The 23976-nt window shown below is 48.7% G+C and carries 20 protein-coding genes, 1 tRNA gene and 4 pseudogenes; 20 read left to right on the forward strand and 5 right to left on the reverse strand.

From position 1 onward, the window contains the following. The first annotated feature begins 4 nt into the window (after positions 1-4). The 12 genes and pseudogenes from PS053_RS00695 to PS053_RS00740 all read left to right on the forward strand — a co-directional run bounded on the left by PS053_RS00695 (position 5) and on the right by PS053_RS00740 (position 14976). Complete coding sequence (locus PS053_RS00695) at positions 5-532, forward strand: toxin-activating lysine-acyltransferase (protein WP_054410868.1); 528 nt, start codon at positions 5-7, stop codon at positions 530-532. A gap of 15 nt (positions 533-547) precedes the next feature. Further along, positions 548-1732: pseudogene (locus tag PS053_RS23110) on the forward strand (two-partner secretion domain-containing protein); the annotation flags it as partial. Between the two features lie 78 nt (positions 1733-1810). Then, positions 1811-2221: pseudogene (locus PS053_RS23115) on the forward strand (hypothetical protein); the annotation flags it as partial. Between the two features lie 165 nt (positions 2222-2386). Continuing rightward, positions 2387-9613 (forward strand): hemagglutinin repeat-containing protein, encoded by a 7227-nt coding sequence (locus tag PS053_RS00700; protein WP_370649599.1) that lies wholly within the window; start codon positions 2387-2389, stop codon positions 9611-9613. A gap of 5 nt (positions 9614-9618) precedes the next feature. Beyond that, the gene (locus PS053_RS00705) at positions 9619-9993 is read left to right on the forward strand and encodes a CDI toxin immunity protein (protein WP_096931281.1); all 375 of its coding nucleotides are present in this window, start codon (positions 9619-9621) and stop codon (positions 9991-9993) included. A gap of 186 nt (positions 9994-10179) precedes the next feature. Next, positions 10180-10638, forward strand: coding sequence for an IS200/IS605-like element IS200C family transposase (gene tnpA / locus PS053_RS00710; protein ID WP_000526135.1), 459 nt, complete (start codon positions 10180-10182; stop codon positions 10636-10638). A 264-nt stretch (positions 10639-10902) separates the two neighbouring features. Then, positions 10903-11754, forward strand: a pseudogene (locus PS053_RS00715) (VENN motif pre-toxin domain-containing protein); the annotation flags it as partial. Continuing rightward, positions 11741-11977, forward strand: coding sequence for a hypothetical protein (locus PS053_RS00720; protein WP_256879501.1), 237 nt, complete (start codon positions 11741-11743; stop codon positions 11975-11977). The pseudogene PS053_RS00715 and the gene PS053_RS00720, both read left to right, overlap by 14 nt. Before the next feature lie 105 nt (positions 11978-12082). Beyond that, positions 12083-12625, forward strand: coding sequence for a DUF769 domain-containing protein (locus PS053_RS00725; RefSeq protein WP_256879500.1), 543 nt, complete (start codon positions 12083-12085; stop codon positions 12623-12625). Between the two features lie 3 nt (positions 12626-12628). Then, on the forward strand, positions 12629-12964 hold the full coding sequence (locus tag PS053_RS00730; protein WP_059236530.1) for a DUF596 domain-containing protein: 336 nt from the start codon (positions 12629-12631) through the stop codon (positions 12962-12964). A 12-nt stretch (positions 12965-12976) separates the two neighbouring features. Continuing rightward, positions 12977-13590, forward strand: a pseudogene (locus tag PS053_RS00735) (polymorphic toxin type 25 domain-containing protein); the annotation flags it as partial. An 828-nt stretch (positions 13591-14418) separates the two neighbouring features. Then, complete coding sequence (locus PS053_RS00740; protein WP_054410856.1) at positions 14419-14976, forward strand: Ail/Lom family outer membrane beta-barrel protein; 558 nt, start codon at positions 14419-14421, stop codon at positions 14974-14976. Between the two features lie 747 nt (positions 14977-15723). On the opposite strand, the gene PS053_RS00745 is transcribed toward PS053_RS00740, so the two are convergent. Continuing rightward, a tRNA-Ser gene (locus PS053_RS00745) sits at positions 15724-15811 on the reverse strand. 233 nt (positions 15812-16044) lie between these two features. On the opposite strand from PS053_RS00745, the gene ghrA reads away from it, so the two are divergent. The 4 genes from ghrA (at position 16045) to PS053_RS00765 (ending at position 18954) form a co-directional block, all read left to right on the forward strand. After that, positions 16045-16983, forward strand: a complete 939-nt coding sequence (gene ghrA, locus PS053_RS00750) for a glyoxylate/hydroxypyruvate reductase GhrA (protein ID WP_105197711.1) — start codon at positions 16045-16047, stop codon at positions 16981-16983. Positions 16984-17054: 71 nt separating this feature from the next. Further along, positions 17055-17792 (forward strand): phosphatase, encoded by a 738-nt coding sequence (locus PS053_RS00755; RefSeq protein ID WP_000283677.1) that lies wholly within the window; start codon positions 17055-17057, stop codon positions 17790-17792. Between the two features lie 23 nt (positions 17793-17815). Beyond that, positions 17816-18370, forward strand: coding sequence for a molecular chaperone YcdY (ycdY, locus tag PS053_RS00760; protein ID WP_256879499.1), 555 nt, complete (start codon positions 17816-17818; stop codon positions 18368-18370). A 101-nt stretch (positions 18371-18471) separates the two neighbouring features. Beyond that, positions 18472-18954 carry a DUF1097 domain-containing protein gene (locus PS053_RS00765; RefSeq protein WP_010343298.1) on the forward strand — a complete coding sequence of 161 codons (483 nt, stop codon included), beginning with the start codon at positions 18472-18474 and terminating at the stop codon, positions 18952-18954. A 54-nt stretch (positions 18955-19008) separates the two neighbouring features. On the opposite strand, the gene csgG is transcribed toward PS053_RS00765, so the two are convergent. The 4 genes from csgG to csgD are packed head-to-tail and all read right to left on the reverse strand — an operon-like array spanning position 19009 to position 21353. Further along, entirely contained in the window at positions 19009-19842 is an 834-nt protein-coding gene (gene csgG / locus PS053_RS00770) for a curli production assembly/transport protein CsgG (RefSeq protein WP_001189335.1), read from the reverse strand. Positions 19843-19868: 26 nt separating this feature from the next. Further along, positions 19869-20285 (reverse strand): curli production assembly/transport protein CsgF, encoded by a 417-nt coding sequence (csgF, locus tag PS053_RS00775; protein WP_001264080.1) that lies wholly within the window; start codon positions 20283-20285, stop codon positions 19869-19871. Positions 20286-20308: 23 nt separating this feature from the next. Then, complete coding sequence (gene csgE / locus PS053_RS00780; protein WP_000833292.1) at positions 20309-20698, reverse strand: curli production assembly/transport protein CsgE; 390 nt, start codon at positions 20696-20698, stop codon at positions 20309-20311. 4 nt (positions 20699-20702) lie between these two features. Next, positions 20703-21353, reverse strand: a complete 651-nt coding sequence (gene csgD, locus PS053_RS00785) for a biofilm master transcriptional regulator CsgD (protein ID WP_000481486.1) — start codon at positions 21351-21353, stop codon at positions 20703-20705. A 755-nt stretch (positions 21354-22108) separates the two neighbouring features. On the opposite strand from csgD, the gene csgB reads away from it, so the two are divergent. The 4 genes from csgB (at position 22109) to PS053_RS00805 (ending at position 23883) form a co-directional block, all read left to right on the forward strand. Further along, positions 22109-22564 (forward strand): curli minor subunit CsgB, encoded by a 456-nt coding sequence (csgB, locus tag PS053_RS00790; RefSeq protein ID WP_002461943.1) that lies wholly within the window; start codon positions 22109-22111, stop codon positions 22562-22564. 40 nt (positions 22565-22604) lie between these two features. After that, positions 22605-23060: a curli major subunit CsgA gene (gene csgA, locus PS053_RS00795; RefSeq protein ID WP_000771425.1), complete on the forward strand. Its 456-nt coding sequence runs from the start codon at positions 22605-22607 to the stop codon at positions 23058-23060. 59 nt (positions 23061-23119) lie between these two features. Further along, a complete protein-coding gene (gene csgC, locus PS053_RS00800) occupies positions 23120-23452 on the forward strand; it encodes a curli assembly chaperone CsgC (protein ID WP_000992826.1) in 333 nt (110 codons plus the stop codon). Between the two features lie 119 nt (positions 23453-23571). Further along, positions 23572-23883 carry a type 1 fimbrial protein gene (locus tag PS053_RS00805; protein ID WP_044712961.1) on the forward strand — a complete coding sequence of 104 codons (312 nt, stop codon included), beginning with the start codon at positions 23572-23574 and terminating at the stop codon, positions 23881-23883. The last annotated feature ends 93 nt before the right edge of the window (positions 23884-23976 follow it).

The raw sequence follows: 23976 nt of genomic DNA on the forward strand, positions 1-23976 counted from the left end.
GCTCATGCGTAACGGGAAATATGACGTTCTGAGCCCCCTGTATTCCAGTGAGCCGGTCAATGAGGCGGAAGTGCTGGGGGCGGCAGTGTGGCTATGGATGCATTCTCCCCTGCATCGTGATGCGCCACTGCATACTTTGCCGGACCTGCTGTTGCCGGTGATTAAGCACCGACAGTATGTGGTGGCAACAGAGCTGGGGCGACCGATTTTCTTCATGAGTTATGCATGGCTCAGCCAGGATGCAGAGGCGCGTTATCTTACGCAGCCGGCAATTCTCATGCCTCAGTATGACTGGAACAGCGGTGATCGGATGTGGATCTGTGACTGGATTGCGCCTTTTGGACATACGCCGGATATGTGTCGTCTTATCCGGCAGGATATTTTTCCCCGTCTGTGCTGGCGTTCGTTATATCACCGGGGGCAGCAGACCGGGTTACGGGTGATGAATTTCAGTGGTACGCAAGTCAGTCGTGAAGAGGCGCGACGGTGGCGTGCACAGCACCCGCTTGCCGTTGATGTGCCGGAGAGATAAGTCAGGTTTATCAGAATGAACAGAAATTGTTACCGCGTCATATTTAATAAAGCTCGGGGGATGCTGATGGTGGTGGCAGATATTGCCCGTTCCGGTCGTGCCGGTTCGTCACCGTCTTCCCGTACAGGATATCCACGCAGGCAACGCATCTGCCGTGTCACGCCGCTTACATTCTCTCTGTGGCTGGCCTCGGGGATAGTGCATTCTGTCAGTGCTGCAGGCATTGTGGCAGACCATAACGCACCGGGACATCAGCAGCCCACTATTATGCAGACGGCCAACGGCACTCCGCAGATTAATATTCAGACGCCTTCTGCAGGCGGGGTTTCACATAACACATACAGTCAGTTTGATGTCAGTAACCATGGCGTCATTCTGAATAACTCACATAAAAATGTGCAGACTCAACTGGGTGGGATGGTGGCCGGGAACCCATGGCTGGCTAAGGGCGAAGCCAGAATAATTCTTAATGAGGTGAACAGTCGCAATCCCAGCCAGTTGAACGGTTTTGTTGAGGTCGCCGGGAAAAAGGCACAGGTGGTGATCGCGAACCCGGCCGGCATCAGTTGCGACGGGTGCGGTTTTATTAACGCGAACCGGGCCACGCTGACCACGGGGCAGCCACAGATGAAAAACGGTAGCCTGACCGGGTTCAATGTTGAGCGTGGTGAGATTCGGGTTACGGGCAAAGGGATGGATGCCTCGCGCACGGATTATACCGATATCATTGCCCGGTCTGTGAAGATTAATGCCGGTATCTGGGCGCAGGACCTGAAAGTCACCACCGGACGTAACAATGTGGATATCGCGCACGGGCAGATTGAGAAAAAAGCCGCAGATATATCTTCAAAGTCTCAGGTGGCGCTGGATGTGTCCAGCCTTGGTGGAATGTATGCCGGAAAAATTCGTCTTGTCGGTACGGAAACGGGGGTGGGTGTACGTAACGCCGGTCATATTGGTGCGCAGGCAGGGGCGGTTACCCTGACGGCTGACGGACGTATTGAGAACAGTGGCAGTATCAGTGCGAAAACGGATGTGCATCTGGCGACAACCCGGGAGCTGCATAACAGTGGTTCTGTTTATGCGGGGCAGGATACGCAGATACAGAGTGATGGTGCATTCACCCACACCGGTTCAGTGGCATCCCGTCGTGATACCCGTATTCAGGCTGCGCGCCTGACAGGGAGTGAGCGGAGCCTGCTGGCTGCCGGTGTAAAAGATGACGGGCGCCTGGCAAAAACGGGAGAATTGGTCATCAGTGCCTCTGGCGAACTGGCGGCACATGGACAGCTCCTGGCTGGCGGAAATATGCATCTTAAGGGAAAGGGGCTGGATTTAAGCAGTAGCCGGATACAGGGACAACATACTGAGCTGGATGCGACCAGCGGAAACCTGTCCACACAAAATGCGCAACTGAGTGCCGGTATCCTCTCTGCCCGGACTGTTGGGCAGTTCAGCAATAATGGCGGTACGATAAATGCTGACACTCTGCAGATATCGGCACAGAGCCTGTCAAATCATAAAGGCAAGCTGATTCAGACGGGAGCGGGGGACTTTTCACTGAGCCTGCCGGGAAGCGTGGATAACCGGGAAGGGCTGCTTGCGGCAAATGGCACGGTGCATCTGGATGCCCGGAGCCTTGATAATCGCAAGGGGAAAGTACAGGCGGCGCAGTCAGGCAACCTGCAGGTGAAGACAACCGACGCCGTGAATAACCGCCAGGGAAGTCTGATCGCCAGCCGTGACGTCCGTATTAACACACAGACGCTGAGTAACGATAACGGGCTGATTTCAGCCTCCACCGGGACGGGCAGGATAAAAACACAGCAGACTGTCAGCAATATGGAGGGACGAATGGAGTCTGCCGGAAGACTGGATATTTCGGCAGGGAGTCTGAATAACCGCAAGGGTGCAGTGGTGTCTGGCGAACTGGCGGTGACGCTGGATGGTGCGCTGGATAATACGTCCGGCAGACTGCTTTCACAGAAAACACTATCTGTGTCGGGCACTGAACTGGCTTCTGATAACGGGCTGATTCAGTCCGGCAGTGACATGACGCTGGATGTACAGAACGGGCTACTCAGTAATCGCAACACGAAGACACGGGGTGGTATCAGTAGCGCCGGTACCCTCACGGTGCGGGCCGGTATCCTGAATAACCAGCAGGGATTTATGGCGGGTCAGAAGGATATGACCCTGAACGCCGGAACGCTCGATAATCGTCAGGGTGTGCTGGGAAGCCAGACGTCACTGCGGGTATCATCCGACACGTTGATGAACCAGAAAGGGACTCTGAAGGCCGGGACGGATATGTGGCTGAGTGGCGGCGATGTCAGGAATCAGGAAGGGACACTTGCCGCTGGCGGAAACCTGAATGCTCGCCTGAATGTCCTGGAAAATCAGCAGGGGACGATGGTCAGTAACGGTAACAGTAGCCTGGAGGTCACCCGGTTTGGTAATCAGAGTGGCAGACTTGTGGCGCGACAATCACTGGCATTCACCGCGAAAGATATCAGCAATGATGCCAGTGGGCTGATACAGAGCGGAGCATCGTTGAATCTCCGTGCTGACACGCTGAGTAACCGTAACAGTGGCGACCGGGGCGGGGTTATCAGTCAGGGCCCGATGACACTGAATGCCGGAACACTGGACAACACCGTCGGTGTGCTTTTATCGGGAGATGCTCTGTCTCTGACCGCAGGCGTTGTTAACAATACATCAGGTCAGGTAGTGGCGAACGGTCTGCTTGGCTGGAACAGCCTGGCGCTGAACAATCAGTCCGGTCTTATTCAGGGGAAGGGTATCAGCATTAATACCGCAGGCCAGACGCTGGATAACAGACACGGTACGCTGAACAGCCTGCAGGAACTGACCGTCAGTACCGGAGCAATGGATAACCGGGGCGGAACCGTGGGCGCGAAAACGACGGGCGACCTGAGCACCACCTCGCTGGATAACCGTGATGGTGGTCGGCTGGTCAGTGAAGGTGAACTCTGTCTGCATACGGGAGGCCTGCAGAATAGCCACGGACAGGTACAGTCTGTGGGCGACATGCTGCTCGACAGTGTGCGGGGCGTTGTAGATAACGTTTCTGGTCTGATTCGCAGTGGTTCTGCCATTACGCTGAACGCCCTGCAGTTTATCAACCGTCACACGCTGAATACCGATCAGGGACTGGAAGCGCAGACGATACGTATCACGACGCAGGACCTTGATAACCAGGAGGGCAGTATTCTGGCAGACAGGGCGCTTACGGTTATGGCAGACAGGACGCTCAGTAATAATGACGGCGTGCTCTCTTCCGGCGCGACATTGTCTGTCAGTGGCCGTCAGCTGGCGTTTTCGAACCGTGACGGTGTGGTTAAGGCCGGGCAGTCAGTATCTGTGGATGCCGGTCAGCTTGGTGGTGACGGGAAACTGCTTTCGCTGGGCGATATGACGCTGAAAAGTAACACAACGTTCAGCAACAGTGGTCAGACTATTGCGAACGGAAACCTTACGCTTTCCGTTAATGGAGATGTCACTAATACCGGCAGCCTGCTGGCGGGCGGGCGGCTTGACCTGAACAGCACCCGCCTTGAAAACACAGAGAAAGGTGAAATCAGTGCCGGACAGACCAGGCTTAAAGTGACGGACACACTGCTGAACCGTGGGCTGATAGACGGGAAATATACCCGTCTTCAGGCGAACACCCTGACGAATTCCGGTACCGGGCGAATCTACGGCGATGCTGTCGGTGTCAGTGCTGCCACATTTAATAATCTGGAAGAAAATGGTGTGGCGGCGACGCTGGCCGGGCGTGAGCGTGTGGATCTGGGCGTTCAGACGCTGAATAACCGGACGCACAGTCTGATTTATAGTGCGGGAGATATGCATATCGGTGGTGGACTTGATGCGAGCGGAGCAACCATCGGTAAGGCCGATGTACTGAATAACCACAGTGCCACCATTGAAGCTGCCGGAAACCTGGCGCTGAGTGCCGGGCACATTAATAACGTGAATGACCATTTCACCACAGAGCGCGTGGTGGTCTCCACTGAAAAGGTAACGGAATATCAACTCAGAGGTTCAGATAAACGCTGGAGCGCTGGTGAACCGGGCGTTTATGTGGGTAACGATTCCAGTAACTCACTGAAAAAGCTGCATACACCGGAAGGCGCCAGAGATAAATTCACGCAGTACGATTACACCCGTACCGTAGAAGAAACCCGGGTAAAAGAATCTGACCCGGGAAAAATTCTGTCCGGTGCCGGCATGACGATTGTGGCAGACAAACTGCTTAATGATAAAAGTCAGGTTGTTGCAGGTGGTCTGCTGAATATGCGGGCCGGTGATGTGGAAAACGTCAGTATTAGCGGAGAGCGACATATTACGGATTCAGGGACATCCACGTATTACTACCGTATAAAAAAGAAGGGAACGGATAAGCAGGGGAAGAAAACTTCTGAATACACGCCACCCACCGTGATTCAGACCATCACGCTGAGGCCGGGGGAACTCACCAGCCATGGACAGATTCAGGGCAGCCAGGTCACGCTTTCTCCGCTGAAGCCACAGGGGACAGATGTACAGACAGGACAAGCCGGAAATGTGGATGCGACGGTAGCCGGTACTGACCGGATACCGCTTCGTCCGGTGGTGTCAGCCGGTGAACCAGTCATTCTGTTACCGGGGCAGCAGTTTGAAGTCAGTACGCCTCAGGGCAGTATCCATGTTGCCGGGCCGGATATCCGCCTGCCGGACAACAGTCTGTTTAAAACGAATCCGGCAGTGAATGTGCCATATCTGGTTGAAACGGACCCGCGTTTTACGAACCAGAAAAAGTGGTTGGGCAGTGATTACATGCAAAAGGCGTTTTCTCAGAATGGAGATAATATGCTCAAACGTCTGGGTGACGGCTTCTACGAGCAGCGCCTGATTCGTGAGCAGGTTGTCAACCTGACCGGGCAACGGTTCCTGGACGGATACGGCAGTGATGAAGAGCAGTTTAAGGCATTAATGGATACGGGTATTGCATTTGGTAAGCAATACAACCTGAAACCTGGTGTAGCACTGACCGCAGAGCAGATGGCGTTACTGACCAGTGATATTGTCTGGCTGGTTAACACCACGGTGACATTGCCGGATGGTAGCACGCAGACGGTTCAGGTGCCTCAGGTGTATGCCCGTGTAAAACCCGGTGATGTGAACAGTGCCGGTGCGCTGATTGCGGGCCGGGATATGGTGATGAAGCTGGATGGTGATCTGTTTAACAGCGGTAAACTGGCCGGGAAACAGGCCGTGCAGCTCAGTGCAGATAATATTCACAACCAGGTCGGCACCATTCAGGGAGCAAATGTCAGCCTGACGGCACGGACGGATATTAACAGTAGTGGTGGACTGCTGCAGGCTACGGACAGCCTGCTGGCGATGGCCGGACGGGATATCAGTCTGACCACCACCACTCGTACGGCACAGAGTGACGCCGGACAGAACCATTTTGAACGTACCAGCATCGACAGTGTGGCTGGCGTATATGTGCAGAATGACCAGGGCAGACTGGTGCTGCAGGCCGGACGGGACATAAACCTGACGGCAGCAACGGTGGTGAACCAGGGTAAGGACAGTCTGACGCAACTCAGTGCCGGCAGGGATATGACACTCTCCACAGTGACCACATCCGCGCAGGACAATATTATCTGGGATAAAAATAATCGTCTGTCGCAGGGCGCCACGCAGAGTACGGGCAGTACGCTTGTCGGTAACGGCGATGTCACGCTGACCGCCGGACGGGATATGACATCACAGGCGGCATCGCTGTCGGCTCAGAAAGGCCTGACCCTGATGGCTGGCCATGACGTGACGCTGACTGGTGCACAGAATACCCGCTCACTGGATGAATACCATAAAGTGACCGGCAGCAGCGGGATGTTATCGAAAACCACCACAACCACGCATGATGTCATTGACCGCCGGACCGTGACGGGCAGTGAACTGAGCGGAGATACGATCAGTATCGGCGCCGGACATAATCTGAACGTCACGGGCAGCAGTGTGGCCGGGGATAACCGTGTCTCCCTGGCTGCCGGAAATAACCTGAATATCGGTACGCTGACAGAAAGCAACCGTGAAACACACCTGAAACAGGAGAAAAAATCCGGACTGATGAGCTCTGGAGGTGTGGGATTCAGCATGGGCAGTCAGAGTCTGAAAGTCACGGACACCGCAACAGACACTACACAGAAAGGCAGCACGGTGGGGAGTGTTCACGGTGATGTTTCCCTTCAGGCAGGTAACCGGTTGACCGTCAACGGCTCTGACCTGATTGCCGGCAGGGATATGGCACTCAGTGGTAAGGAGGTCAGCATTACCGCCGCCACAGACCAGCATGTGCAGACGCATACGGTGGAGCAAAAAACCTCCGGTCTGACGCTTGCCCTGTCCGGCTCAGCGGGCAGCGCCCTGAACACGACGGTGGAGAGTGTGCAGGCGGCGAAATCTGCCGGAAACAGCCGGCTTGAAGCTCTGCAGGGGGTGAAGGCCGCGCTCTCAGGCGCTCAGGCCGTGCAGGCCGGACGACTGGCTGAAGCGCAGGGAACCAATGCCGGAAATAATAACACAGTGGGCGTCAGCCTCTCTTACGGCAGTCAGTCTTCGAAATCAGAACAACGGGCAGAGCAGACGGTGGCGAAGGGCAGTGCCCTGACCGCAGGTAATAACCTCAGTATTCAGGCCACTGGCTCCGGCGTGAAGGGCGTGGATGGTGACCTGACGATACAGGGCAGTCAGATAAAGGCTGGGAACAACGTTCTGCTGCAGGCAAACCGTGACGTGAATCTGGTATCAGCAGAAAACACGTCAAAGCTGGAGGGAAAGAACACATCCAGTGGCAGCAGTGTGGGTGTCGGTATCGGTGTGGGGCCCGGGGGGCCGGGGCTCAGTCTGTCTGCCAGTGTGAATCAGGGTAAGGGCAGTGAAAAAGGCAACGGAACCACCCATACGGAAACCACGGTGGATGCGGGAAAACAGCTGACCATTATCAGCGGGCGGGACACCACGCTTACCGGAGCGCAGGCTGGCGGTGAAACGGTGAAAGTGGATGCCGGTCATCATCTGACACTGACCAGTGAGCAGGACAGTGACCGTTATGACAGTAAACAGCAGAATGCCAGCGCCGGAGGCAGCTTCACTTTCGGGTCCATGAGCGGTTCGGCGAGTGTGAACCTCAGCCGGGATAAAATGCACAGTAACTACGACAGTGTGCAGGAGCAGACGGGGATTTTTGCCGGCAGGGGCGGGTTTGATGTCACTACCGGACAGCATACGCAACTGAACGGTGCGGTGATTGCGTCCACGGCAACGGCAGATAAAAACAGGCTGGATACCGGCACACTGGGCTTCAGTGACATTGAAAACCGGGCTGACTTTAAAACGGAACATCAGAGTACAGGGCTCAGTACCGGTGGCAGTGTTGCTGGAAATTTCCTAGGGAACATGGCAAACAATCTGCTGGTCGGTGCAAATCATGAAGGCCATGCGGACAGTACCACGCAGTCGGCAGTGTCTGCCGGGAATATCACCATCCGGGATACGCAGAGCCAGAAACAGGATGTGGCAGACCTGAACCGTGACGCAGCACATGCAAACCAGACGCTGTCCCCCATCTTTGACAGGGAAAAAGAGCAGCAGCGACTGCAGCAGGCGCAACTCATTGGTGAGATTGGTAACCAGGTGGCAGATATTGCCAGAACGGAAGGACAGATAGCCGGTGAGAAAGCGAAGCGGGACCCGGCAGCACTGAACCAGGCCCGTGCAGAGCTTGAGGCAGCAGGAAAACCGTACACGGAACAGGATGTGGCACAGCGGGCCTACAATAACGGTATGGCGGCCTCAGGTTTTGGAACGGGAGGCAAATACCAGCAGGCGATACAGGCCGCAACGGCAGCAGTACAGGGGCTGGCCGGCGGTAATCTGAGTGCAGCCCTGGCAGGTGGTGCAGCACCGTATCTGGCTGAAGTGGTAAAAACCATGACCACAGACCCGGTTACGGGTGAGGTGAATAAGGCTGCAAATGTGGCCGCCCATGCCGTGGTGAATGCCGCACTGGCGGTGGCACAGGGAAATAACGCTCTTGCCGGTGCTGCAGGTGCAGCCACCGGCGAGGTGGTGGGAATGATAGCCACACAGATGTACGGTAAGCCGGTGAGTGAACTGAGCGAGGCAGAGAAGCAGACGGTCTCGACACTGGCAACGGTTGCTGCTGGTCTGGCCGGTGGCCTGGTGGGAGACTCAGGGGGGGCAGCGGTAGCCGGCGCACAGGCGGGTAAGACGACTGTTGAGAATAACTATCTGAGCAGTAAGCAGATAGATGCTTGGTCCGCTGAAATGAAGTCCTGTCAGGCGAAAGGCGGTGACTGCGGCGGTATTATCAAAAAGTACGAAGAGTTGAGTACGGCACAGCAAAAGCAACTGATCAGTGACTGTGCAGCCAGCCCGGCAACCTGCCAGCAGAAATACGGTGATGTACTGACTGACAGTCTGGCGGTGAAGCAGGCAATAGATCGTGCTCTGGGTGAAGATATCCCGATCAAAATGGTCTACGATCTGACGGCGACTTTTGCGCAGCAAATGCAGGCTGAAGGGGTTGTCGCGACCAACAAAGTCTCGGAAGCACTCCAAGAAGAATACGGTTTGGATGCAGTTCAGGCGGGAATAGTCGCGAGCGCTGCGGCGTCAGCATTTGGGGGAATTAGTAAGGTTAAAGGGAATTCCCAGCCTAAAATTGAACAAATCCTCAAGCCAGAGAAAAACTGGGAAACTGCTCGAAACAAGGCATTGGATCTTGTAGGTAATTTAGGAGCGGACTCTAAGCCAGTTATCGGACGTTTGGAAGTCAGCGCTGGTAATGGGAAAGTCATAGGGCGGCAATCCAGCGACGGAAAAGTTGGTTGGCGTGTTGATTATGATCCTGAAAAAGGCACACACATCAATATATGGGATTACTCGCAGGGTAAAGGCCCTGGAAAAGCGGTGAAGCAAGTCATACCTTTTGAAGGCAATGAAAAGTCTTTTGAAACAATATTGAAACAGCTAAACAGGTAGAGCAAATGACTTTATTTGATGAGTGTCGGGAAGCACTGAGTGCTGATTTTAATATAGTAGAGGGGCTGGCTCAGCAGGAGGCTCTGGGCATTTTAAATAAGTACCCTCTCGCGAAAGGAAGTGTTACTTGGTCAGAGATCTGGCATTCTGATTATGAGAGTTTTGATGAGCTATTGAGTGCAAACTCTGTAAAAAACGATGACATGTTTGTCTTTGCAGATGATGCAAGTATTCCAGTTTTTAGGTCAAATCTAAGATTAATCGCTGAAAATATCTATGACGTAACAGCTTTATCGCCCAAATTATTCATTTTTAATGATGAAGTGATAATACAACCTTTATTCCCAACTGATATGTTCCGTTTAGGAATCAAGAAATAGTGGGAAAGCTCGCAAATCCCGGCCATTATGCCGGTATTTTTTTGTGCACAGAAAACCCCCAGCTAGGCTGGGGGTTCTGGAAAGCTTTCAGCTTTGAGCCAGTTATTAAAACCCCTTTTGATTTGTTAAAACACCTTGCGGTCTGGCAACTGCAAGTGTCAAACAAGAAATCAAAAGGGGGTCCCAATGGGGAACGAAAAGAGCTTAGCGCACACCCGATGGAACTGTAAATATCACATAGTTTTTGCGCCAAAATACCGAAGACAGGTGTTCTACAGAGAGAAGCGTAGAGCAATAGGCAGTATTTTGAGAAAGCTGTGTGAGTGGAAAAGCGTACGGATTCTGGAAGCTGAATGCTGTGCAGATCATATCCATATGCTTGTGGAGATCCCGCCCAAAATGAGCGTATCCGGCTTTATGGGATATCTGAAAGGGAAAAGCAGTCTGATGCTTTACGAGCAGTTTGGGGATTTGAAATTCAAATACAGGAACAGGGAGTTCTGGTGCAGAGGGTACTACGTCGATACGGTGGGTAAGAACACGGCGAAGATACAGGATTACATAAAGCACCAGCTTGAAGAGGATAAAATGGGAGAGCAGTTATCGATTCCCTATCCGGGCAGCCCGTTTACGGGCCGTAAGTAAGGAAGTTGGATGCAAATGTCAGATCGTGTGCGCCTGTTAGGGCGCGGCTGGTAAGAGAGCCTTACAGGCGCATTTGAAAAACCTCCGGCTATGCCGGAGGATATTTATTTGCGCGTCATCTGTCACAGCTTTACACGGTTTTTCTCTCAACAGCGGGACAGGGTAACAACGCAAAAAAAGTCCGTGGAGAAAATGCAACAAGGAAAATGCTATTTAACTAACTGAAATAACAGGAAAAAACTGGGTTAATCGCAGCAGCCTGCGTCGGAAAAAGTTGTTGTTGAGAATAACTTTCTGGGAGCGACATCTTCTGACAAACTGGATAAAGCCATTGAGAAAATCAAGAACGGCGATAAGACATTAGCCACTGCTAATGAGCTGATTAAGCTGGAAAATGCAGATAAACGTAGTGATGCTCTGGTATCCAAATTTAATAAAGATCCTTCACAATTAAACAGCGCAGAACGTGCTGAACTGGCAGCTTACTTGCGTGTATATGCTTCAGAAATGGAAAAGGAGTACGGTACAGCGGTGGCACAGGAGCTTGTTACCGGGTTACTGTCAGGACAGGACTATATAAAACGTAACCCTGATACTGAAGCAATGGTAAAGGCTCAAAGCATTATGAATACCTGGGGGTATCATAAATCTAATGCAAGTATTGGTGATGCTCCTTTGTTGTTTGGGGGAAGCGTACTGGGATTAACAGTGAAAGGTATGGCGACTAATGCAGCAATTGGTATCAGCGTAAACTCAGTTGCTCAGCTTGCTGGAAAAGATCCATTCAGTTATGTGGATGCGATAATGGCTGGGGTGACAGCTGCAGCTACAACCGGTAAAGGCATCATCGTCTCAACTCCCATCAATATGGGCGGTGCTGCAATCGGTAGTAGTATCAAGGGAGAAGATCCAACTAACTCAGTTATTGGTGCTGGAGTTGGCTCGATCTTCGGCGGTGGTATTGGAAAAATTGCTACAAAACAACTGAAACCGGTTATTAAAGAAGGTAGTGCTGAGGTAATTGGGGCAGTTACGGGGGCTGTCTCAGGAGAAGTTACTGGCAACCAAGTAAAAGATAAACTGGACAAGGTAGGGAATAAAAATGGGAGCAATTAACATGAAAGATTTGGTTAAGCTTATTTTTTTATGCATAGGCTTGATGTTCGCTACTGTAGTAATGGCCTATTTATTAGCGTCAGTAATTGTTTATTTTAAAATAAACACATTTGATTTCAATTGGAGTGAGGCTCTTCCTGATGCCTTCAGAGTGGGTGGAGTTGGTGGGACAATCCTTGGTTTAGGTCTCTGGATAAAAGCAAAACTACAAGAAAGAAAATAAGATGATAAATAAGTCGATAACAATCTCAGCTTTTTGACTGGGGGGGGGTGAAAACAATATGCTGAACGTGATCAGAGTCGCGATGGTACCCGGGGACCGGGGCATGTGCTGAATGGCGACAATACAGACGAAAACAAACAGCCGAATCTGGGCAAAGACGTAGCGAGTGCTACGGATAAGGATAAAGCTGAGCTTGGTGGTGCAGGTGCAGGAACACCGGGGGGATGGGGACCAGATAATGAAGAAAAAGCCCGTCATCAGGAGGTTCAGCAACAACGATTTGATGAACTGAGTAAAATATATGATAAAAGTCACCCGGCCGGAGAGTTAACGGTGGATGGGCAGACTATCAGGCAGAGTTCGGTAAGTAACCGTTATGGTACGACGAAAGTGTTTGAAAGCCAGAATCTGACGGATAAACAGATCCATAATTACGCACAACAGCTGGCAGGAGATATACCGCTGAAAGAGGTTCGGCCGGGGATCTATACTGCAAAGCTGAATAACGGAACATCGATCACGTTGCGGAATTTATCGTCGTCCCAAGAACAAACAGGTGCCAGATGGACTATTGATATAAAAGGAAATCCTCAGTTAGGAGAGCTTGCTAATAAATATAAAACTGGTATTGAAATTAAATTTAGGTGAAATATGTTAAGTGAAAATGAATTTGCAGAACTAACAGAAGCTTTAGAAGGTCGTAACCTGCAGGCAAATTGGTGGGCAACTGAAAGCTTCACAAGCGATTTCAGTATTAGAAGAAAAATTTTCTTCTGGATATTTGAGCGCCTTCTGAAAGAAGGGCGTATCAAACTGGCCAAGCACGGTAAGTTTCTGGAAGGAAGTGTTGACGAGCAGGTTGAGCGTTTTCGACAGGCATTTCCGAAAACAGAAGAAGAGATGGAAGACGGTATCTGGTTTTTTGATGAGAGCTGTCCGGGAGGAGCTGTCTGGGTGCTTGAAGATGGCTCTCTCGAATGGACCTGATAAGCAGACTAGCTGGTCGGTGCAAATCATGAAGTCTATGCAGACAACACCACACAGTCGGCAGTGTCTGCCGGGAATATCACCATCCGTGATACGCAGAGCCAGAAACAGGATGTGGCAGCCCATGCCGTGGTGAATGCTGCACTGGTGGTGGTCTGGTGGGCGACTCGGGGGCTTCAGCGGTAGCCGGAGCACAGTCGGGTAAGGCGACGGTTGAGAATAATGCGCTGTCTGAGCTTGTACCGCTTCGCGTACAGCAGGATACTTCTCTGGCTTTTGATCTCAGTGGTAAAGGGAGCGCTAACGATGAAATTAACAATGCGATAAATGTTTCTCATATTGGACCTTCATGGGGAACAACATATAAAGTACACCCGGTTGTTCAAGCTGGCGGTGATGTTTCTATCGGTACATATGGACATACTTATGCGATCAGTGCTGATGATAATCATGTGTCTATTAATGTCGGGGCAGGTGTCACATCATGGGGAGTATCAGGTAGTAAAGATGGCATAGGATTTTCATTTGGTGTTGGGCCATTTTGGGGGATCTGCGCGACTAAATTTGGTGACGTTGATGTTAATGGTAACACCACAGAGGAGTTATACCATCATGACTTCAACTGATTTCTATTTTTATGTGCTTCTATTTGTTTCTATATTTTTCATGTTTGTGTTTTTTGCTTTTTTTGTAAATTTTATATATAAAAAACTAGGGGGCGTTAAAGTAGGTCGGGATTCATTCCTGTTTTTCGATTATATGTTATTGGGTTCAGGGTGGAGATCTGATATTCCCTGTATATCAATGTTTCTCATTTTTCTTACTGGGGTGGCACAAGATTACATAAAAAACTATAGCCTTGAAAATCTGTATATAAACTCCTTGGTTTTTTTTGCTATTGTTCTATTTTTTTTATGGGGGATTTTTATCTGGGATAAGTTATAATAATGGAAAAAAGTAATGTTTTTTAGAGAACTTCTCTGGGGCGGGGGGATTGCTCCACGTTTTATAGCGTTATGGTTATCTCGATTATTATAAAAGGTAATAAAATATATATATGGTTGAGAATAACTCGCTCGGAGATGGATTTAAGTTGCCAAAATGACTGAGAAATTATGCTGCTGCAGCACAATCCTGGAATCAGTATACAGAAGCAAGTGCTCTGACACTGGAACAGAAGCTAGCAGAGCTGGATAAGCTGGCAAAAGGTGAGTTGCCAGATGATGGAGTTATCGCAGAAACAACCAGCGGAATATACCAATAGTTTGAGCCGGGCCAACCAGGCAATGAGAACAAAAACAGGGACAAGAAAAGTTATGTCAGAGCAACACATATTTTCATGGAATAAGTGTGCCCAATCATAGCGACTTCAGTCAGTGTGATTGAAGTCTGATAGTAGAAATATTAGCATTATTTTCATCAAAATAACTCTCATTAACAATGGAGATAATAAAATGAAAAAACTGTCTGTTATTTCAGCCATTATATTATCTGTGGCAAGCGGCTCTGTGCTGGCTGATAATCACTCATTTTCTGTCGGTTATGCACAGAGTAAAATTCAGGACTTCAAAAATATCAGAGGTGTAAACCTACAGTATCGGTATGAATGGGACTCTCCGATCAGTATTATGGGGAGCTTTTCCTGGATGAAGGGAGATGGCAATCAGCAATATCATTCATATGGTGATTCAATTAAAAACCAGGTTGACGCAAAATATTATTCATTGCTGACAGGACCTGTATATCGTATTAACGATTACGTGTCACTGTATGCAGCTGGCGGTGTAGCCCATGTTAAAGCTGACGGTAAGACATTATGGACAAATGTTGATGGTTATTTTGCCAGAGAAAATATTTCGGAAAAATCCACATCTTTTGCTTATAGTGCCGGCGTGATGATTAATCCGACAAATAATATTACAATTAATGCCGGATATGAAGGAACCAGAGCAAAACTGGGTGATAATTACTCAATTAATGGGTTCAATATTGGCGTGGGGTATCGCTTTTAATAAAGTAGTATGAACATGATAATGTTCATATCTGTTTTCTAATTATCAACCGATACATTACAGATAAAACGAAAATGTATCGGTTGTCATAATTTTTCTGTAATAAACTAATGTCGTCTATGACGGAACATCGTTATGAGAGTAATGTTTCGGGAAATCCACCTTGATATGTTCTTAGTGCGTGTCAGTGATGGCGTATGTAGCCTCAGACAATTACGCTTTGCTGTTTCCAGAAGACTCATTACCTGTGCCTCGCATTTTCCTGCCATCAGTGTACTGGTAAACACACTATCTGTCCCATAACAACCGGGCGGATGACGCGCTTCCATACATTGTTATCCAGGTAATGGAATATCATCCTCAGATTTTGATAATGTCAGTATTCGGTGAGGGGGGGGATTGACTCGCTTCGCTCGCCCTGCGGGCAGCCTGTTCACTGCGTTCGCGGTCTGTCCAACTGGCTGTCGCCAGTTGTCGAACCCCGGTCGGAGCTTCTCATCCCCCCGGATGTGTGCAACATGCGAAAAAAAAGCCCGTACTTTCGCACGAGCTTTTCTTTAGAAAATGGCGGTGAGGGGGGGATTGACTCGCTTCGCTCGCCCTGCGGGCAGCCCGTTCACTGCGTTCGCGGTCTGTCCAACTGGCTGTCGCCAGTTGTCGAACCCCGGTCGGAGCTTCTCATCCCCTCGGATGTGTGCAACATGCGAAAAAAAGCCCGTACTTTCGTACGAGCTCTTCTTTAGAAGATGGCGGTGAGGGGGGGATTCGAACCCCCGATACGTTGCCGTATACACACTTTCCAGGCGTGCTCCTTCAGCCACTCGGACACCTCACCATATTGTCGTTCCAGTGTCGCTGGAACGGGCGCTAATTTAGGGAAATCGTGCCCCAAGGTCAACTAACTTTTTCAAAAAATCGCGCGTTTATTCAAACTTCAATCAATATGTGGATTAAATAAACTAAATCTGCTTTTTTTGCCACCGGCAGGGGATTTGTTATGCTGGAGATCTTTGTAGATCATAACGATAAGTGCGAATAAATTTCGCGCAACGCTTCTCAGGAGTCAGTATGGATATCATCTTTTATCACCCAACGTTTGATACCCAATGGTGGGTTGATGCGCTGGGCAAAGCTATTCCTCAGGCAAAAGTCAGAGCATGGAAAAGTGGAGATAATGAATCTGCCGATTATGCTCTGGTCTGGCATCCTCCTGTTGAAATGCTGGCTGGGCGTGATCTTAAAGCGGTGTTCGCCCTCGGCGCAGGTGTTGATTCCATTTTGAGCAAGTTACAGGTACATCCTGAAATGCTGAAACCGTCAGTTCCGCTTTTCCGTCTGGAAGATACCGGTATGGGCGAGCAAATGCAGGAATATGCAGTCAGTCAGGTGCTTCATTGGTTCCGACGTTTTGACGATTATCGAATCCAGCAAAATTCTTCACATTGGCAACCTCTGCCTGAATATCATCGGGAAGATTTTACCATTGGCATCATGGGCGCAGGTGTGTTGGGCAGTAAAGTGGCACGGAGCTTACAAGTCTGGCGCTTTCCGTTGCGTTGCTGGAGTCGTAGCCATAAATCGTGGCCCGGTGTGCGAAGCTTTGCCGGACGTGATGAACTGGAGGCGTTTCTGAGCCAGTGCCGTGTGCTGATAAATCTGTTACCAAATACCCCTGAAACAGTTGGCATTATTAATCGACAATTATTAAATCAGTTACCGGATGGCGCGTATCTTCTCAATCTGGCTCGTGGCGTCCATGTTGTGGAAGATGACCTGATTGCAGCGTTGGATAGCGGTAAGATTAGGGGAGCAATGCTGGATGTTTTTAATCGAGAACCTTTACCGGCTGAAAGCCCGCTTTGGCAACATCCACGAGTGACGATAACGCCGCATGTTGCAGCTATAACCCGGCCCGCAGAAGCGGTGGCGTATATTTCACGCACTATTGTGCAGCTCGAAAGAGGAGAGGCGGTTAGCGGACAGGTCGACCGCGCCCGAGGCTATTAATCACGCCTTTCAACTAATAAAGCACCAGGATTCCTGCTATCCTTGGCGGGAATTGAACACAGGAGAGAGTTATGTATCCCGTCGACCTTCATATGCATACCGTTGCCAGTACACATGCATATAGTACATTAAGTGATTATATTGCCCAGGCCAAACAGAAGGGCATTAAACTTTTTGCGATTACCGATCATGGCCCGGATATGGAAGATGCGCCGCATCACTGGCATTTCATTAATATGCGTATCTGGCCGCGAGTGGTTGATGGGGTGGGGATCCTGCGTGGTATTGAAGCCAACATTAAAAATGTTGATGGTGAAATTGACTGTAGTGGCAAGATGTTTGAGTCGCTGGATCTGATTATCGCTGGTTTTCATGAACCGGTTTTCGCGCCACATGATAAAGCCACCAATACCCGGGCTATGATTGCGGCTATGGCTAGCGGGCATGTGCACATGGTCAGCCATCCAGGAAATCCAAAGTATCCGGTTGATTTTAAAGCTATTGCTGAGGCCGCTGCGGAATATCAGGTGGCGCTGGAAATCAATAATTCTTCATTCTTACATTCGCGTAAGGGGAGTGAGGATAACTGCCGTGCGGTTGCTGCTGCTGTACGCGATGCCGGGGGCTGGGTGGCATTAGGATCGGATTCTCACACTGCATTTACGATGGGGGAATTTGAAGAGTGCCGTAAAATTCTTGACGCAGTAGATTTTCCACAAGAGCGCATTTTGAATGTTTCTCCGCGCCGCTTGCTGAGTTTCCTTGAATCTCGCGGTATGTCGCCGATTGCGGAATTTGCTGACTTTTAATTGTTATTAACGGAAATATATTAATGAACGAGTTTTCTATCCTGTGTCGTGTGCTGGGGTCACTCTATTATCGCCAACCGCAGGACCCTTTGCTGGTTCCTCTGTTTACCCTGATTCGTGAGGGAAAACTGGCTGCGAACTGGCCGCTGGAACAGGATGAGTTACTGGCGCGTTTGCAGAAAAGCTGTGATATGACACAAATTTCTGCCGATTATAACGCGTTGTTTATCAGTGATGAATGCGCAGTACCTCCTTATCGCAGTGCATGGGTTGAAGGCGCGACGGAAGCGGAAGTACGTACGTTCCTTTCTGAGCGCGGAATGCCGTTAGCAGATACGCCGGCTGATCACATCGGTACCTTATTGCTTGCCGCTTCATGGTTGGAAGATCAGTCAACGGAAGATGAGAGCGAAGCTCTGGAAACGCTGTTCAGTGAGTATCTGTTGCCCTGGTGCGGCTCATTTCTTGGTAAAGTTGAGGCTCATGCGACTTCACCATTCTGGCGGACTATGGCGCCGCTGACTCGCGATGCCATCAGCGCAATGTGGGATGAGCTTGAGGAAGAATCAGTGGAGTGAATGTGATCTATGTCACTCATAATTGCAACTTATAATTAGCTGTTGCACAAAATGTGTGTTCGCTCTCATTCATAGCCGCGTTTTCTGCTATCATGCGCGGCATGAACATTCTTCTTTCTATTGCAATCACAACAGGCATTCTCTCCGGTATTTGGGGATGGGTGGCTGTTTCCCTGGGCTTACTAAGCTGGGCTGGCTTTCTGGGCTGTACTGCCTACTTTGCTTGCCCGCAAGGCGGCCTGAAAGGGCTGGCGATCTCCGCTGCAACGCTGCTCAGCGGCGTGGTGTGGGCGATGGTCATTATTTACGGTAGCGCGCAGGCTCCCCATCTGGAAATCCTCGGTTATGTTATAACCGGTATCGTGGCTTTTCTGATGTGTATTCAGGCCAAACAAACGTTACTGTCATTTGTTCCGGGCACTTTTATTGGCGCGTGTGCGACTTTCGCCGGACAGGGGGACTGGAAACTGGTGCTCTCTTCTCTGGCGCTTGGTCTGCTGTTTGGTTACGCGATGAAAAACAGCGGCCTTTGGCTGGCTGCGCGTAGTGCTAAGCCCGATCAGCAAATAAAAAATAAAGCGTGAGGGGCTCTCACGCTTTAGTTTGAAAAGCCGGATTAAAATTCCGGCTTTTTTGTATCAGGATTCTGGTGGTACTGACATATGGCGGTATTTCACAAGAATGTCATTTTGCCGTTCTGCTTTGTTCTGCAAATCCCACAGGCCGCGGTCGATACCGTCGTTAATCAGGAAAATAACACCCGTTTCGATAGCCGACATCAGGCAGAGCATAACCGGTTCATTAGAGGTATAACCCACTTCACCTTCCAGCAACCGCTGGTAGTCGATAAAGCGGAAGACTCCCGCCTGAACTTCATAAGAAAGAATCGTTTTACTGGTGTTCACCGAAGAGAGGACCTCTCCGGTACTCACATTGACGACGCGCAGGTTCACCGCAATCTGATCAAGTTGGTATTGCGTGTCGGCACCGATACCAAAATATCTTGCCCCAACGCCACCGGACTTAACGTTGCTTTCATAACCAATAATCGAACCTTCAACCATGATATTCGCTGCCGTCAGAGATTGAAGGGGGATGCGGTTATTGACAGCAACGGTGCCATTTTCTTGTGCTGCACGAATAATCTTGCGTTCGTTAAGCAGGTTTTGTAAGCCCTGACGCTCCAGCGGTATAAACCAGCGAGAATCTTTCAACGCCGTTACCAGCATTGCTGTGGCACTTTGTGGAACGGCAGTGGAGAAGTTACTCGCCGGGTAGGGTTTAAATTGCCCGGTTTCGTCCTGAATATTGTATACCGAGACAAAGATCTTACCTGTTGGCGCTGGCAAGTGGGTTAAATCTTTGTAGCTCTGAGCCCGTGGCATTAATGTTGGTTTGGCGGCTTCTTTTGGTGGGGCGGTTAAGCATCCGCTCAGCAACATGACTGCAACCAAAACAAATAAGCGCTGCATGATTATTTTCCTTATGAAGCTGGGGCTTAAAAATCGGTTGAGTTATTTTGTAAACCCGAAACCTGAATGGTCGAAGTTTTTCCGGTCTTACGATCTGTCACATTCAACTGTAATTGACCATCCCGGTTGGCAATGTCGACAATATAATCATTGGTCACCATGCGCCCCGGCTTGCCGGTATTAATATTGGACAGCAGTCCACCTAAAATTTGTGACTGAATGGCCTGAGTAAAGTTGTCTAATGCCGATGGCGTTTCGATGCCATAGTCATCGTTATAGCTCGGATCTTTGTACGAGTTCTGCGCCTGGGCGCTATTTAGTAAAAAAGCACCGTTATTCGGGTTACCACCAAAATTGGGATTACGGAACTGGAAGGTCATATTTCCTGCCCAACTTAATGGCGAAATAAGCATGAGTAGAACTACTGCATGTTTGACACGCATTGCAGCCTCCGAACAATTTTTATTTAAAATTCATCGTGCGCCAAATCGCCCGTGCTCAATAACGCCTGATTAATCTGGCGACGATTTAGTGCTTCTTCAGTTTGCGCCAGTGCAAAGACAACAGTTTTCTCGAAGTCTCTTTTCAACGGGAATAAAAATGTCTGGAAAATAACGTCCTGATTCACCGTTATTGTGATCCAACTTCCCCATCGTGCACTGGGTCTTTCGTTAATCGTTAAATTACCGGTGTAGTTACTTTCCCATTTATCACTAAAGGCACGATAAAAATCGTGGCCAATAGATGAAACAGTATGGTCAGTTAACAACCCCGGTACTTCCACCTCTACGGCGTGAAGATTCCCAGCGGCAAACAGAAATTCTGCTGCCACAATCCAGCGTAAATAACGTTTCATGGCTTTATCGCCTGAGGTTATCGTTTGCCCATGAGACCGCCTGAGTCCGGTTTTTTACAGCTATCTTCTTGAAAAGATTATAAAGATGTGTTTTTACCGTATTTTCACTAATGAACAATGAACGAGCGATCTCGTTATTAGAAGCGCCGATACGCAGCTTATTCAGGATCTCTTTTTCCCTATGAGTAAGGAGGGCTGATTCCGTGCTGTTATAACGATAGTTACCGGAGTGTGTAATCAGGTAACTGGCAAGCTTTTGCGTAAAGTAGCATTCACCGCGTAAGACGCCTTGCAACCCATTGACTACGCGTTCTTCATCTTCCATGGCATAAAAAACACCGTTGATATGAGGCCAGTTTTCAATGTCACGGTACGGGTAATCGTCCGGTGTGTTTAACAACAATGTTTTGATATTGTTGTTTTTTCTGCTTAACGTATCCTGCCAGTAATGGATGAGTTTTTTATCCGCTTCCATCATATCCAGCAGAATAATGCAACCAGAAGATATATCGTCCAGAGAACGTTGAATATTATGTAGTTTTCCTGCGATTGCCAGCGATTGTTTCAAATGCTGCAATAATGCTGTCGCCTGCAAGGATGGTTTAGTAATTAACAATAATGTATGACCATGAATACTATGGACTTCATTAAACATGATGAAACCCCGCTTTTTATTGATCGCACATCTGACAGCTACCCCTATAAAATAGAGGTACCAGAAGTACTGACAGATGCTGCACTGCTGTGTGTAGTAATAAATCAGCCCTAAATGGGTAAAATATAAAACTAATGGATTACATCTGATTTCAATCTAGCCATTACAAATCTTAAAGCAAGTGTTAAACGTGTAACAAAATGTAATCTCATATATTAAAATGTTAACAGTAAGGTTTTGTTGAGTTTAGAAATGATAGAAAAGTTGTACATTCTGATTTTACTGCACAATTTTAAAAAGTCATACAAATGATGCTAAGTTACTAATTATGCATGTTAAAATTATTTATTTATAGTTCTTCCGTTGCACAGTAATTTTTTATTTTTCCCTATGGCTCCCATGGATAAATTTTTGCTGTAAAAAGACGATGTTTGTCACGGCTTGTCAGAGAAACATATCAGACTCACCTTTGTAGACCACGAGGTGAGCCTGTCTGTTGATTTTTCGGCGCCAAGAAACCGGGATTTAAAAGTAAGCGAAATATTTTTTGCGTAAATAACAGCGTATTTACGCGATATTTAATACTTTGGTATGAACAATAAAATCAAAATACAACTTGTTGGTGAGTTATTTAAAATATTTCCGCAGACATACTTTCCATCGTAACGCGGCGTTAACAAAAAACGTTTTGCGTTAACAACCAAGTTGAAATGATTTAATTTTCTTAAATGTACGACCAGGTCCAGGGTGACAACATGAAAAACAAATTGTTATTTATGATGTTAACAATACTGGGTGCGCCTGGGATTGCAGCCGCAGCAGGTTATGATCTGGCTAACTCAGAATATAACTTTGCGGTAAATGAATTGAGCAAGTCTTCATTTAATCAGGCAGCCATAATTGGTCAAACTGGTGCTAATAATAGTGCACAGTTGCGGCAGGGAGGTTCCAAACTTTTGTCGGTTGTTTCGCAAGAAGGTAATAGCAACCGGGCAAAGATTGACCAAACAGGAGATTATAACTTTGCATATATTGATCAGGCGGGCAATGCCAACGATGCCAGTATTTCGCAAGGTGCATATGGTAATACTGCAATGATTATCCAGAAAGGTTCTGGTAATAAAGCAAATATTACTCAGTATGGTACTCAAAAAACGGCAATTGTAGTGCAGAGACAGTCGCAAATGGCTATTCGCGTGATACAACGTTAATTTCCATACGACTTTTAAATCAATCCGATGGGGGTTTTACATGAAACTTTTAAAAGTAGCAGCAATTGCAGCAATCGTATTCTCTGGTAGCGCTCTGGCAGGTTCTATTCCTCAGTACGGCGGCGGCGGCAACCACGGCGGTGGCGGTAATAACAGCGGCCCGAATTCAGAGTTGAATATTTATCAGTACGGTGGCGGTAACTCTGCTGTTGCTCTGCAAGCTGATGCCAGAAATTCCGATCTGACCATTACCCAGCACGGCGGCGGTAACGGTGCAGATGTTGGACAAGGTTCTGATGACAGCTCAATCGATCTGACTCAGCGTGGTTTCGGTAACAGCGCGACTCTTGATCAGTGGAATGGTAAAGATTCTACTATGACCGTTAAACAGTTCGGTGGCGGTAACGGTGCTGCTGTTGACCAGACTGCATCTAACTCCAGCGTTAACGTAACCCAGGTTGGCTTTGGCAACAACGCGACTGCCCATCAGTACTAATACAAAATTTGTATGACAGAAAACAGGGCGGAAGCCCTGTTTTTTTTCGGGAGAAGAAGATGAACGCGTTATTACTCCTTGCGGCACTTTCCAGCCAGATTACCTTTAATACGACCCAGCAAGGCGACATGTACACCATTGTTCCTGAAGTTACACTGACACAGTCTTGCTTGTGTCGGGTACAAATCATGTCTTTACGTGAAGGCAGTTCTGGACAAAGTCAGACGAAGCAAGAAAAGACCCTCTCATTGCCCGCTAATCAACCCATTGCTCTGACGAAGTTGAGTTTAAATATTTCCCCGGACGATCGCGTGAAAATTGTCGTGACGGTGTCCGATGGACAGTCGCTTCATTTATCACAACAATGGCCGCCCTCTTCAGGATCGTCTTAATACCCTGATATAGTGGATATTAAGTAAACTGGAAGAGAATGGTCTAATGCGAATCGGACAATCTGAATGCATGGACAACACAGCCTCAAGGATGATTAATCATTGAGGAAATATAAAAAATGTACAGATCGTTCTTAAATACCCTTATTCTCGGTAGCCTGTTTTTCTCTTTCTTTACAATCGCTGGTAACAATGTGCAAGGTGGTGTTATCTATTTTCGCGGCGAAATAGTGGAGCCCGCATGTGAACTCAGCGCTATGCATGTCCCCGTAAAAATAACCTGTATGCAGAATGGGGTCGTTCATACTCAATCTTATTCCGGTAAGGAACTTATGAGCGGCAAAGTTAAAAATGCACAAATTGCCTCGGTGAAAATGCAATACATTGATGAGCAAAAAAAGCTGGCGGTGATGAGCATCGAATATCACTAAGTTCCTGAACAACTCATGCTTACTGACAAGAAAAATGCGATTTCTCTAAAGCCCCTGCTATACACTTAAGAAACAAGAGAGTGTAAGGAGGCG

The organism is Escherichia albertii (assembly GCF_028622335.1).
GTDB classification, from domain to species: Bacteria; Pseudomonadota; Gammaproteobacteria; order Enterobacterales; family Enterobacteriaceae; genus Escherichia; species Escherichia albertii.